At 53.3% G+C, this 13573-nt stretch carries 9 protein-coding genes; 1 reads left to right on the plus strand and 8 read right to left on the minus strand.

Annotation, left to right across the window (positions count from 1 at the left end; translation table 11 throughout):
* The first annotated feature begins 64 nt into the window (after nucleotides 1-64).
* Nucleotides 65-997 carry a methyl-accepting chemotaxis protein gene (locus tag RAC89_RS08330; protein WP_306612966.1) on the plus strand — a complete coding sequence of 311 codons (933 nt, stop codon included), beginning with the start codon at nucleotides 65-67 and terminating at the stop codon, nucleotides 995-997.
* A 49-nt stretch (nucleotides 998-1046) separates the two neighbouring features.
* On the opposite strand, the gene RAC89_RS08335 is transcribed toward RAC89_RS08330, so the two are convergent.
* The 8 genes from RAC89_RS08335 to RAC89_RS08370 form a co-directional block, all read right to left on the minus strand.
* Nucleotides 1047-3983: a cadherin-like beta sandwich domain-containing protein gene (locus RAC89_RS08335; RefSeq protein ID WP_306612967.1), complete on the minus strand. Its 2937-nt coding sequence runs from the start codon at nucleotides 3981-3983 to the stop codon at nucleotides 1047-1049.
* Nucleotides 3984-4151: 168 nt separating this feature from the next.
* Nucleotides 4152-4961 (minus strand): hypothetical protein, encoded by an 810-nt coding sequence (locus tag RAC89_RS08340; RefSeq protein WP_306612968.1) that lies wholly within the window; start codon nucleotides 4959-4961, stop codon nucleotides 4152-4154.
* Nucleotides 4962-5100: 139 nt separating this feature from the next.
* Nucleotides 5101-6318, minus strand: a complete 1218-nt coding sequence (locus RAC89_RS08345) for an ATP-binding protein (RefSeq protein WP_306612969.1) — start codon at nucleotides 6316-6318, stop codon at nucleotides 5101-5103.
* Nucleotides 6299-6445, minus strand: coding sequence for a hypothetical protein (locus RAC89_RS08350; RefSeq protein WP_306612970.1), 147 nt, complete (start codon nucleotides 6443-6445; stop codon nucleotides 6299-6301). The genes RAC89_RS08345 and RAC89_RS08350 overlap by 20 nt, the downstream gene beginning before the upstream one ends.
* 160 nt (nucleotides 6446-6605) lie before the next feature.
* A complete protein-coding gene (locus tag RAC89_RS08355) occupies nucleotides 6606-9470 on the minus strand; it encodes a SpoIID/LytB domain-containing protein (protein WP_306612971.1) in 2865 nt (954 codons plus the stop codon).
* Nucleotides 9471-9740: 270 nt separating this feature from the next.
* Nucleotides 9741-11264, minus strand: coding sequence for an ATP-binding protein (locus RAC89_RS08360; RefSeq protein ID WP_306612972.1), 1524 nt, complete (start codon nucleotides 11262-11264; stop codon nucleotides 9741-9743).
* Nucleotides 11265-11375: 111 nt separating this feature from the next.
* On the minus strand, nucleotides 11376-12716 hold the full coding sequence (hisD, locus tag RAC89_RS08365) for a histidinol dehydrogenase (protein WP_306612973.1): 1341 nt from the start codon (nucleotides 12714-12716) through the stop codon (nucleotides 11376-11378).
* A 289-nt stretch (nucleotides 12717-13005) separates the two neighbouring features.
* Nucleotides 13006-13554, minus strand: a complete 549-nt coding sequence (locus RAC89_RS08370) for a glutathione peroxidase (RefSeq protein ID WP_306612974.1) — start codon at nucleotides 13552-13554, stop codon at nucleotides 13006-13008.
* Nucleotides 13555-13573: the final 19 nt, after the last annotated feature.

A 13573-nucleotide genomic window follows, 5' to 3' on the forward strand; every position in this document is an offset into this window, starting at 1 on the left:
TACACCGGCCTTTTTCCTGTAAAATGGTTATTTGTAAACCATTGTTCAATAAAGGGAGTGCCACATGATCCAAGAGAAGCCGCCGATCTACGAAAGCACACAGGTATTAGAGGAAAAAGCCGTTCTCGCCGCACTTGAGAAATCGCTTGCCATGATTCAGTTTCATCCGGATGGAACGGTCCTGTGGGCTAATGATCTTTTTGCCCGAGCAATGGGGTATTCCGCAGCCGAGCTCCGCGGTATTCATCATCGGCAGTTCTGTACGTCGGAATATGCGACGAGTGCGGAATACGGTAACCTATGGCGGAATTTGCAAAGCGGTAAGCTGTTTCAGGAAAAAATCGTACGTGTCGCGAAGAGCGGAGCCCTCCTCTCACTCGAGGCTACTTATATGCCCATTCGGGATGAGCGCGGGGAGGTTAAAGCCGTTCTGAAGGTCGCGACAGATATCACAGCAAGAGAAGCCGCAGCAGCTGAAGTAACGACGGCATTGCAGCAGATGGCTGAGGATTTACTGCAGCGTACGGAGGAAGGCATTGAACGCAGCCGGCAGGTAGTCTCGGCGATTGAACGCGTGCTGGGAGAGAATGAGGTGAATCTGCGGGCTTTGCAGGAGCTGGAGAAGCGGACAAAGGAGATCGGCGGCATCGTGCAAACGATTCGCGATTTTGCTTCGCAGACGAATCTGCTGGCATTGAATGCGGCGATCGAAGCAGCTCATGCCGGCGAGCACGGGCGCGGCTTCAATGTGGTAGCTACGGAGGTTCGCAAGCTGGCTAATCAGGTGCAGCTGGCGGCGGATGAGATTCAAGCCACCGTGGAGGGGATTGCCAAGCAGGTCAGCCAGGTGGACAAGGGCACGAAGAGTTCCCAGCAGACTATCATTAGCAGCGAACGGCAGATTCAGCAGGCGGTCGCCGAGTTCACAGGCATCAGTGAGGCGGCCGGTAAGCTGGAGGGGCAGGCTAAGGCGCTTAGCGAGTTATTGCTGCTCTAGAAAAAAAGATAAAGTCCGCTGCATGTTTTCGGCAGCGGACTTCTTTTGTTTACTTCACATAGACAGGCTCCACGAACTCCAGCAGAAGGGTGGCATCGGACCTGGTAAACACTCCGTCGCCGTCGACATCAATGTTGGCTGTCTTTCCCTGCCCCATCCACTGCATAATCTCCTTCATACTGATAACAGCACTCCCGCTCGCGTTTCTGAGCTCCTCCAGCGAATGTTTCACTTCGGAGACCGGGCGAACGACACCGGATTCATTCATAACAGGATAAGCCGTTACCGCATAGCTCCCCGCTCCGTTAGTTCCACGGAATGCCCCCTGCTCCAGACTGATCGTGACCTTATCCCATTTGTAGATAAGCCCGCTAACCCAAAGCTTAATGGTAGTGGGGTCCGTATACGTTGCCCCGCTTACAGTCACTTGGCGACCGTTCACAGCTAGTGTGATCCCTCCGCCGTAAGCAGCCTGATGGGCAATGGGCTGGTCAAACGTTAAGTAAGTGTAATACCCGGTCGCATCCGTATGAGCGGACGATAGCGCAACGCCAGAGAGCTGCTGCCTGGTTACAAGGATGGAGTAGGTCCGTGCAGGAACGGCAGGGTCCTCCGGCTGCAGCCGAACCTCTACGAGATTGCTGCCGTCCGCGAGCGGAAGCTCCGACTCCAGAGGCATCCACTCCCCGTGGCCGACCCTTACCGTGACCATAGAGCCTGGGGCCGTCCCGTAGGCATGCACACGCAGCTGTTCCACCGAGCTATTCACAGCAGAGCTGTACTGATAAATCTCAGGATGAAACGCTGGACTGAGTGTGCCCGTCGACAAGGACAATCCGGAAAGGTAGCCTTCTCCTCCGAGTTTGGTCAGCTGCACGGTATACAGGCGTTCCGTACCGTCCTGTGCTTGTACCTTGATTTCTACCAAATTATTGCCGTTCTGTAGAGGCAGCTCGGTCCCCGGCGGCAAGTACGTACCTTGATTCACACGAACCATCGCATAAGCATGCGGATCCTCCGGCTGTGGCCATGCATATACGCTGTTCACTACACTGCTGACGGTTGCCTGGTAGCTGTAAATATCCCGCTGAAAGCTTGGGCTTACTGTCGGAACCGAAAGACCAAGTGTGCTTAAGGCCGCGTTACTGCTCTGACGAAGAATATGAATCGTATAAATGCGTTCCGTCCCATCTTGAGCCTTGACCTTAATACGTACGGTGTTGCTGCCGACCTGCAGCGGTATCGGGCTTAGCCCGCCGATGTAGTCTCCGCCGTTAATCTGAACTTCCAAGGTTGCTTGGGGATGTGCTGCCGATAGTTCCAGGCTAATCCGGTCTATGTCACTCCCTACTGTTCCAACATAAGAGATGGTGGAGCTGTTGAATCCCGGACTAAGCTCAACACCTGGAATCGACAGGCCGCTAAGGCTTGCGTCATTGCTGGTGCGAGTCACCGCGACGGTGTATACCTTGGTGTTCCCGTTCGGCGCGGTAACCTTCACCTCCAGGGTATTGGTGCCCACTTGCAGCAAGAGAGGTGTATCGACAGGAGCATACACTCCGCCGTTCATCCGGATTTCAGTCACAGCCATTTCATCATAAGCCGGTGCATACACGGTCAGCGTGTCCGTCTCATTCGGCACAATAGCGGAATAGGCGATCGTATCCCGGTCGAATAACGGGTTCAGCTCCCCAGCTGACAAGCTGAGTGTACTCAGGTCGGCAATGCCGCTTAGGCGTTCCACTTCAATGCTGTAGATCTTAATGGTGCCGTCTTCCGCCGTCACTTGAAGTTCCACTGTATTGGCGCCGACCTCAAGCGGCAGCGGTGAAGATGCGGCCTGATATTCCCCGCCGTTCACCCGCACAAGAACATTGGCGTTCGAATCCGCCTTCGTCGGTGTTACTGTGATACTCTCGTTGGCAACGGTCGCATTGTAGGAAGAAATGCCCGAAGAAAAGCTTGGTGAAAGCTCCCCTGATGAGAGACTTAGCGAGCTTAGGTTCGCATTATTGCTTTTTCTAAGGACCATGATCGTGTAAATCTTAGGAGTGCCGTCCTGGGCGGTTACCTTCACATTGACTGTGTTCATCCCTAGATTCAACGTAAAGTAGCTCATCGGTGAGGTATAGGGACTCCCGTTCACAGCCACGGCTACGGATGCGTCAGGGTGCGTTTTCACCGGCGTTACCTGCAGGCTGCCTGCGGAGAAAGGTACGGAAGCCGTATAAGAGGTCGTTGTTGATGTGAAGGCCGGAGACAGCGTTCCGCTAGATAACGTCAGACTGCTCAAGTCATTATTGGAGCTCCCCGCCCGGTTGATAATGATTTGATACGTATGGGTAACCGCAGCATTCGCCGATGTCGCCACAATGGTAGCTGTCGTCGGACCGACAGGCAGATTGACCGTTGAGGCCGTTCCGTTAGTAAGTGCAGCCCCGTTCAACGTCAATGTTGCTTTACTATCGGTTAGCACCGGTGTAACCTTCACAGAGGTTACCTCGTTTGGTACGTTCTGGGTGTAGTAATACACCCCGGGAGTAAATGCCGGACTTAGCGCACCTGTGGAAAGGGTTAGCCCTCTCAAGGACGCATCGTTCGACAGGGGGACGTGTATGTAGACGGTATAGGTTTTGGTCGTCCCATCTTGAGCGATCACCTTGATTTCAATCGTATTGATACCGGTTGAAATGCCGAATTCTCCCGATGAGGTCCAATCCGGCAATCCAAGCCACGATAGGAGCCCATTTATTCGATATTGCATCGTGGCCGTCGCGTCACTAAATCTTGCGGCAAAGTAATAGGTTGTCGTACCGCTTGGTGCATAAGCATGATACTCGGTAACATTCGGGGAGAACTCTGTTGTAAACGGATAAGGAGTTGAAATTCCCGCCAAATCCGCATTGGAGCTCACCGCCCCTACGGGCTTCCCCAGTAATGCAAATACCGGCAAAAGCAGCAGCAGCAGCCATCCTATTCGTTTCATCTCACTAATTCACTCCATTCCTAAGCGCGGTTGAGAAACTGTGGAAATTTGTCAATTTCCGTCGACATAGTACTATTATACCATGCACTCGTTTTCCTCACATCATAGGAATGTAAAAAGCTTGTGGGCGGGATGGTGCGGTGCCGCCTACGCTTGTAAGCTCTTAAGTCAATCCACCACCCTCGCTACTGCATGTCCGCAGGTCGCACAGGTGCCCTGCAGCAGCAGCCCGAACCGGTCTACCTCCACCGTGTAATCCTTCATTGTTACTTCCCCGAGGCATTTGCCGCAAAAAACATTGCTCAGCAGCCGTTTGCGAAGCAGCTCGGGAAGCTCCAGCCACTGCTTCATCGCCGCAAAGGAAATCGCCGGTTTCTCGCCGCTGCCAGCAGCCTCATTCCGCGAGCCCTGTTCGGCCCACTTCAGGCGGGAATACGACTGCTGAAGGATATAGTGGAGATCCGGCAGCTCCCCCTCGGACTTGCGAACGATTGCCTCTAACCGTGCCTGATACAGACGATACCTCTCATCGGAATCATCCCCGCTAAGCTCCTGCATCAGCTCCTCGAACAGCTCGCCGATGAACAGACACATGTCCTCGTCGAGATCGCCGTTTTCCTCCAAAAATCGGAACGCCGTCTCGATAATATACAGCTGCAATTGAAACGGGTAAGGCGTACCGCCGCCAAGCGATTTCATACTGGATAGCAGCTGCTCCGCTACGGATACTCGCTGCCTCGCTCTTCCTTTGGCAGGGAAGAACTCCTTCTCGATCTGATCGATGAACGCCTGCAGCATTCCCGCTACGGCACGCTCGCCCTCAAGCTTCACCGTGACGATCGCTCGGATATCCTTGCTGCTTTTGATCGTATCGGTGAACAGCTCGATAATTTCCTCCTTCGAGAGCTTCTGCAGCTTTCTTTTCACCTCAGCCGTTGTCAAAATAGGCGTCTTGCCGCCGTTCTTCTTCGTAGTCATGACAATGAATACCCTCCGATTCGTTAATAAGTCTAGTTTACCTTATAAAAGAAGATCGGGTCTAGAAGAATCGTCGTTCTGCATGCAGACATGAAAAAACCAAAACCGGTGTTCCCGGCTTTGGCGCTCATCTAGTAGACTATGCTCTCTCGTATTCCACCTCGCATAATCCTTGTACATTCCCGGAACTATGCAGCGGAAGGCACACGTATGCGCGAGTTCCTTCGTTCAACCAGCTCTCCATCCGGATGCTCCCCTCGAAATGCTCGAGCAGCTTGTGGACCATGAACAATCCGATCCCTTGACCGGATTTCTCCTCATTCATTTTCTCATATTTGCGAAATAACCGCTTTACCTGCTCTTCGCTCATCCCTGCGCCTGCGTCTTCAACCACAATCTCCAGCATCCCGCCGGTGCAGCTTGCCGCTACCTGAACCGAGGCACCTTCGTCGCTGTATTTAATGGCATTGCTGACCAGGTTGGACACGATAAGCTTAAAGCCGATTGCATTGCTAAGGATCATTTCCGTTCCCGCCAGCTGCAGTCGGTCTTCTACCGTGATGTTCTGCGTTCTCCCCTTGATTTTCATCATCTCGATGACTTCCGTCAGATGCGGCTTTGGAGTGATCAATTTTCTCCGCCATAAAGCCTCGGTAGACAGCATTTGCTCCGTCATAATAATATGAGAGATTTCGTTATCAATCAGATCGACATAGTCGCAAATGGATCTAAGCTTATCCCTATCCGCGGAATGACCCGTGCGGTCCTGCAGCAGGGTGGCGTAAGCCTTAATGACCGTCAAGGGATTGCGTACTTCATGCGAAACCACGTGGACAAAATCCAGCTTTTGCTTGTACAGATCCATTTCGTCTTCCAGCTCGGATTGTGCGGAGAGCGAAGGGAAAGAGCTGCCCCAGCTGCTCTTCTTATTTTTGCGGTAAAGGCCGGAGAGCGTGAGCTCCTGATCCGTCATTAAATATTCGTGGGTCCGCATCATCTCAAGCTGAACGGCGGCCGGCACCGTTGCGGCCGGATAAGCACAAACCGTTAAAAATCCGAGCTCGGCAATGGTGATGTCGCATTCGCATTCATAGGTATGCAGCTTTCCTTGAATGCCCTCCTGCGGACTCCAGTCTACATGCCCCCACAGCCTCACTTCCGATTTCTGCTCCAAATACGGCTCGATCGCCTCACTTAAATTGCTGAGCACTTTATCGAAATGAAAATCCTCATACACCCGATAAAATTCATAATTGTTGATATATTGTATTTCCTTTCCTTCGCCTTCCCCGATACCCATCTCGGCCAGCTTGGCTTGAACCCGAAGAAAACGTTCCTCATTGTTGATGCAGGTCAAAGCCCGCCTTAATGAAGGATGCGGCATTATCGATGTAGCTCTGGTCATCTCCATAAAAATACAACACATGACTGCCGTTGTTAATATGAGTGTGCTGTGTCAAGGAGATCGTACGGGTTACAGACAAGAGGTCGTCAACCCCCTTCCTAAATATTCCTTTATCATATTCACTACCTATGAATTAATCAATAGTCAATTATTTCCACGATAAAATCGTCGGAATTGGCATGGTACAAAAAAAAGCACCGTTGCCCACGTAACCTGCGTGAGCCCCGGTGCTTCCTGCCTTACTTCCGATTGCTGATGACCAAATGATACGTCTCCGTCAAACCTCCTGCGGTTACCGAGATGAAGGTCGAGCCGTTCTTCAAGGCCTTCACCGTGCCGGTATCCGTTACCACGGCCATCTTCTCATGCTTACTCTCGAACGTTACGCCTTTCGTCAGTACACGCTCCGCTCCGCCCGCGTAGTAGCCCGTCACCACGAGCTGGTCGGTCTCCCCTTCGGCCATGTACTTCTTGCCGGTAATCGCAATCCGCTCTAATGCCGGTACCGGTACGACCTTAACGGCTGCAGCCGCCTGCTTGCCGCCGTAGCTCGCCGTTACCGTGGCTTCGCCGGGTGCAGCCGCTGTTAGAACCCCTTCAGCGGTTACCGCCGCTACCCCCGGATCGGAGCTGGCGAAGCTTACGCCCTCCCGCAGAAGGGTCGTGCTGTCGTCGGAGTAGACCGCCGTCACACTCAGCTGCGCCGTATCGCCGGCCCACAGCTCCGCCGGAGCCCCGAGCTCCAGCCGTTCAAGCGCCGCCGGTCCCGCGACGTTCAACGTCGCCTCCGCCTGCTGCCCGCCGTACTTGGCTGTCAGCTTCGCACTGCCTCCGGCAAGTGCTTTCACCGTCCCGTCCGCTGCCACAGCAGCTACGCTTTCCCGCGAGCTGCTGAAGGCAACCCCTGCCGTCAGCTGAGCCTCCGAGCCGTCGGAATACGTGCCGACGACGGTCAGCTTCCGCGTTTCGCCTGCGTTCAGCGCCCCCGGCAGTCCTTCAAGGCGAAGACCGGTCAGCGTCAGTACCGTGCCGTTCAGCTTCACGATATTCATATTGGCGTAATAGCTGTTAAGAATGCGGTCGTAGCTCCAGCCCTTGCTGCCCAGCATCGAAGCGCCGTATTGGCTCATTCCGACGCCGTGCCCGTTCCCCCCGCCGTAGAAGGTGACGCGGACCGGCTGGCCGTTCGCATCCTTTTCCAGATCGAACGCGGCGAAAGCGGAGGTCAAAATCGTCGGATTCTTCACCTGCATCGAGGCGTCATAACCGGTCGAGCCGCCCTTGGCGCGGTGCAGAATAACGTCTGCTCCCAGTGTGTACGTTTTTGAAGGACGGATGGTGAAGCGGATGTTGTACTCTTTAATAATTTTATAAGTGCCTGTCGTGCCTTCGATGACCAGCTCCGTCATGTTGCCGCCGGCTCCGCGCTTCGCTGCGTACATATTCTTGAGCGTACCGATGCCCCCGGCGGGAATCGGCTTGCTGGCGTAGCTTCCGTCCGGCTGCTTCGTCAAAACAAAGAGCGGATCCGCCGCCTGGCGTCCGGCCAGGTTGGCATTGACCGTGTTCTCCAGCTCCGTCCTGCTTAGGGCTACCTTCCAGCGGAAATAATACGATTCGGAGTCATAACCGGTAAGGCTCAAATTTTTGTAAAAAGCGTTCACCTGCTGTTCATCCTGCGTGTTGATCTGCAGCATCCGAGTCGGGTCAGCCGGATCATAGGTGTAGCTTTGCGCTACAAGATAAGGGATCGGAGTGCCCGGGAACTGATTCGTGCCCGTGTCCGACCATACTTCATGCTTCGATGCCCCGTAGCCGCCCGAAGTCGAGTAGAACCTTGCATCCACAAGTTCGCCATTGCTCAGCATGATCATGCCGGACGTATCGTTGACCGCTTGGGTAGTCAGCACATGCTCCGCGCTGTTGTTGTATACCTGGCTCAAGGTGCTGTCATCAATATGAAAGCCTCGATCGGCGAAGCGGTTGCTCACGTAATCCGTCAGTGCGTACGTTCTCGCTGCAATCGCCTGTGCCCGTAACGCCTCCAGTCCGAAGGAAGCCGGCATTTCGCTCGGAACGACCTGATACAGGTACTGTTCCATGTTCACTTCGTTGATCAGCTTCAGCGCCGTCTGCGACGAGGCTAGGGAAATCTCGAACATCCCGCGGTACTTCGGGTTGCCGTAAGCGCGCGTGAAGCTCATCGCCTGCATCAGCTCTCCCGGCTGGGCCGATTCAACATAAAGCCGATTCGCCGTTCGATATACCTCCGAGCCTCCCTGCGTAAGTATGATTTGCCCGTTCGCGGTCTTGAAGGTCGCCGTCGTCCCGGCAGGAACGGCAAGCGCGGTGCCGGCTTTCTTATCGGTGACTCGGAGGCCGCCGGCCGACTTCAGATCGATCTGAGGATGATCCAGCTGCTTCAGGTCCGAAATATCGGCAATGCTTCTGCGAATCCCTACCCGCATGACATCAACCGGAGTCTCTCCCTCGATGACAATCCGGAACACCTTGCCCGCACTGTTAAAAGCAAGCTTCACATTCCGCGCGCCCACCATGACGTCGCTGAGCGACTTCAGAACCGTCCGGTCGCCAAGCTGCTGCTCCACGGTATAAAAATCCGTCAGCTGGACGACGCCCCGCTCCTCCAGCTCCAGCGTCCGGCTGGACGCCGACTTCGCCAGGAGGCGGTCCTGCACCGGTACAGCCTGGGACGGGGTTACCGTCAGGACGAATTGCCCCTTACCACCGCCATACGTAGCGCTAATTACCGTTTCACCGGCGCTTCGTCCCTCCACCAGGCCGTCAGCCGTTACCTTCGCCACCTGCTCGTTCGAGCTGGCGTAGGCGATGCCGGCTGTTGCGCCCGGCACCGGCTGGCCGTTCACCTTAAGCGCGGTCTGCGCAGCTTCACCGGCCGGAACCGAGGCGGGACCGTTAAGCTGTACGTCGTATACGGAAGCTGTGACCGCGGTCCCTAACGCACCGGGGACTTCTACTCCATAACCGCCGGTTGATTCAGCCGCCGCTATTTTGAAAACGCCTTCAATCGGTACTGCACAAAGAACCGCCACAAGGACAACAGACAACCACTTACGTAACAAAGGGTGCATTCCATTAGCTCTTATCATCGATCTCCTGTCACTCTCCCGCAATGAAAGTTCGTTATGTACCGGAATTGTTTGGTCCCCTTTCCGAGGAACCGGAACCTCATCCAACATTTCCCTCCCCTCATTAAGGCTAATCATACTTTAAAATATTATTTTAGTAAATATGTATTATTTGAAATTTTATTTCACAGACAATTTCACCCCCATACGAATACCCCCGATCTGAAAACAGCCGGGGGTAGTAAGGTTATAATTCAAATCTCTTCAAAGAGGATGTAATTCTTTATAGATTGCCTGCTGCAGCGTGCTTTCGATTTTGAATTTATTGCCGATCTCTACTTTGCAATTCAACATCAGCTTCGTCAGAGAAGCTTTGATTCCGGTAAGAATGACCGTGCATCCGAGCAGAGTGAGACCGTCATGAATCCGAACCAAATGGCCGATGGCTTCAGGGGCAAAGATCAAAGCTCCCGACAAATCGATAACAATTTTTTGTATGGCTTTGTACTCGACCTCTGCAAAGACCCGGTCTTCAATTTTGGTTAGCCTTTCTTCGTCAAGCGTGCCTATGAGCGGAAGAACGGCCACTTGGCTGAGAATAGGAATTAAGGGTACCGTCAACTCATCAATAATCTGCCGCTGCGTTTGCAAGGTTTCATCTCTATATTTCGTAAAACTCACGTTAAAATGAATGATGAAATTATCCAACGCTTCGCTGATCCGATCCGATAATTCGAATACCTCTATTGCGGAAATGTTCTTGTTTACATGATAGTATCGGAGAAAGGACCACATGACTTTTCGAAGCGAGTAGAACCACTCCATTTTTGAAATGATGGGAATGTCCGATTTGGCCCATGCGATTCCTCGTTCTTGTGCAAGCTGAATAATTTCCTGCGTCAAGCCTTTGTGAATTAAATTTAATATTTGATTGGCGTGGTCCAGCAAATCCTTTGCCGAAACCAGCTTCGATTGAGACACCACTCGAAAGGTATTGCTCGCTGCAAGCTCCAATTGCTTATTGAACGATTCTCGATTCAGCTCAAAAAATTGCTGCACATCATCCGCTAATTTCAATTCAGTCATCGTGAAATGTTCCTCCAAATCCGGTGTAGAGACGGGTAGTCTTAAAGTAAATTCCGTTCCTATGCCTTCCGTACTGTCAGCTAGAACTTGTCCGCCATGCTCGTGAAAGGTTGCATACACTTGAGCCAAGCCAAGACCATTGCCAACATCGCCTTTTGTCGTAAAGAAGGGGGTCCCTAACAACCCCAGCTTCTCTTTGGGAATTCCTTTCCCTGTATCTCTAATAATGAAATGTACAAATCCGTCTTTTTCATAATGTTCAAGACAAATGCGTCCATCCCCGTCAATGGCCTCAAAGGCATTCTTGATCAAATTAAAAAAAGCCCTCTTCAGCTGGTTGCTTTTGCCGCGAATTTTGGCACTCGTATTGTGAAATTTTTTTTCAACTTGTACACGATACATTTCATTCTGGAAAAGAGAAAGCGTGTTCTCTACCAATACGCATACGGATAAATAACTTTCTCTTTCTTCCACTAAGTTGGGCTTGGCGACCGTAAGCAGATTTTGGACCGTATTGATGGCTTGATCCAATTCCGTGTTGATGATGTCCCAATAACGGCTTTCATGCTCCTTTTGCAGCAGCTGCATAAATCCTTTGACTGCCGTCAGCGGATTCCTAATTTCATGTGCGATCCCAGCAGACATTTGGCCTATCGTAGCCAATCTGTGATTTGTTTCATCCCGGTTGTTGTCCGTCTTCACGATTCGTTCACCCGCTTAGCTGGATCTAGTAAGCTTCTACCTAACTAACCTAGGTTATTACCCGAATATCGCTCCTCTGAAACAGGGATCACAGCTTGGGCTTTTCCGAGGCTATGCGCCGAAATCCGGACCGGACTCCCGAGGGACTTTCACTCGAATGCCGGCCGCGGCGATGTGGCAGGGGAGCTGCTCATAAGCCCCCAGCGTCTCGATGATCGGATACAGCTCCTGCAGAGCCCCCTCCGACAGCTTGCCGAGCATGGAGGTTTTCACCATGTCTCTTGCCGTGACGCCGGAGAATGCTTTGGCATACCGGTTCGTTGGCAGCACCGCCGTAATGCCGATGGCGTAATTGGCTGCGGAGAACGGCGTGTGCCCGCCGAGCAGAATCTCACCGGCATGCTGAATGAGCCCGAGCACCTGCCGCTGAAACGAATCCTGACCGGCTATCATCAAATGCTCCGGTGCGAACGTATCCACGATGCCGCAGCCGCTGTGCACGTCCGGTGCAACGACCATCGCTCCCTTGCCCGCCGGGCCGAACACCTGCTGCAGGTAGCTGCGCCTGGGCTCCTCGATCTCCGCTATCCGAAGCCGCAGCGCCTCCTCGACCCGTTTCGCCTGCTCCATCGATGTCGTAACCAGCAGAGCTGCCGAATCCGCTCCATGCTCCGCTTCACTGATCAGGTCGCAGGCGAGCTTCAACGGATCCGCCGTTTCATCGGCGATGATCGCGCATTCCGTCGGTCCGAGGCCGAGAGCGCTCTTCTTCCCGTAGGTCATCGCTACGCTCATCGCCGCCGCAATGCCGCCCGGTCCCGGCCCGAAGATGCCGTCCGCCTCGGGAATCGTCTCGGTGCCTACGGCGAAGCCGGCTATGACCGCGACGCCATTGCCGACCACAAACGCGTCGGCACCCGCCAGCTTGGCCCCGGCGACCGTCCCCGGATCCGGCAGGCCGTTCGCCAACGGCGGCATGCCGACCACAATGCTGCCGACCCCGGCGACCTTGGCCGCAGCGACAAGCATGAGCGCCGTAGAGACAAGCGGCCCCTTCCTCGCAGGGATCCAAATGCCAACACGGCCAAGCGGCGTAACCTTTTCCCCGACAATGGTCCCGGGACGGAGCTCCTTTTCCCAAGACACCGGAAGCAGCTCCTCATTCACCTGCCGAATATGCAGGATCGCGCGCTCGACCGCCGACCGCATAGCCGGCGAGAGTGAAGCAAGGCACTCCTCCACATAGGCGTCCGAAACCCGCAGGTCCGTAAGTCCGACCTGATCATGCCGAAGCGTTCGGCAGCGAACGGCCGCATCCCCGTCCCGGACTACCTCGTCGAAGATGTCCAGCACCCCCGCCAGCACCTCTCTGCCAAACAGCACCTTATGATCCTGCAGCCGCTGCTCCAGGGCCTCCTGCTCCGACGGCCAAACATAACTTAGTTGATTCATTGATCTCTTGCCTCCATTCAGTAGGATTGAAAAACAAAAAGAGCCATGCAGGTAGAAAAAATACCCACATGACTCTTCCTTCAAGTCCGCAGGTACAACGCCAAGAAGCGTTCATCCCTGCGGAATATCCGCGGTACGAACGCTTACGTATGATGATGCCTGCAGGAGCTGAACAACATGTCGATCCACTTGCGTGAGGTAACGGCGACCATTCGTGTCAGCCTCCTTTGTGTAAGTTGTAGGCTATTATATAGATCCGAAGGAGGATTGTAAATAGCTTCCATACAAACTAATTATTCAATTGGCTTTCAATCGCTTGCCGAAGCAGGTCCATTTCGTCAGTGGGCTCGAATCGCGCGACAACTTCCCCGTTCTTATCAATCAGGAACTTCGTAAAATTCCATTTGATGGAGCTCCCTAACAACCATTCCGGACTTTTCTCGGTGATCATCATTTTCAACAATTTTTCGTTAACATTGGTCTCATCGAATCCTCTGAACGGAGCAGCCTTTTTTAAGTAATCGAACAACGGATGCGCGTGCTCGCCGTTCACTTCGATTTTGGAGAAGATGGGAAAGGTAACTCCATAGTTGATCTGGCAGAAGGATTCCGCTTCCTGATTGCTCCCAGGCTCCTGTTCCCCGAATTGATTACATGGAAAACCGATAAATTCAACATGGTTGCGGAACTGCTCGTAAAGACGCTGCAAATCGGCAAATTGCGGAGTAAACGTACATTTACTGGCTGTATTGATAATAACAAGCGGCTTTCCTTCCAATTCATACAAAGGCCATCTTACACCATTGGACTTGCGAACCGTAAAATCATAAATACTCATGATGTCACCTCTTCTTATG

It is taken from the genome of Paenibacillus sp. GD4, assembly GCF_030846225.1.
In the GTDB taxonomy this organism is placed as follows: Bacteria; Bacillota; Bacilli; order Paenibacillales; family NBRC-103111; genus Paenibacillus_G; species Paenibacillus_G silviterrae.

Coding starts and splice junctions, on each gene's coding strand:
- RAC89_RS08330 (WP_306612966.1), top strand. CDS start 65: ATGATCCAAGAGAAGCCGCCGATCTACGAAAGCACACAGGTATTAGAG.
- RAC89_RS08335 (WP_306612967.1), bottom strand. CDS start 3,983: ATGAAACGAATAGGATGGCTGCTGCTGCTGCTTTTGCCGGTATTTGCA.
- RAC89_RS08340 (WP_306612968.1), bottom strand. CDS start 4,961: ATGACTACGAAGAAGAACGGCGGCAAGACGCCTATTTTGACAACGGCT.
- hisD (WP_306612973.1), bottom strand. CDS start 12,716: ATGAATCAACTAAGTTATGTTTGGCCGTCGGAGCAGGAGGCCCTGGAG.
- RAC89_RS08370 (WP_306612974.1), bottom strand. CDS start 13,554: ATGAGTATTTATGATTTTACGGTTCGCAAGTCCAATGGTGTAAGATGG.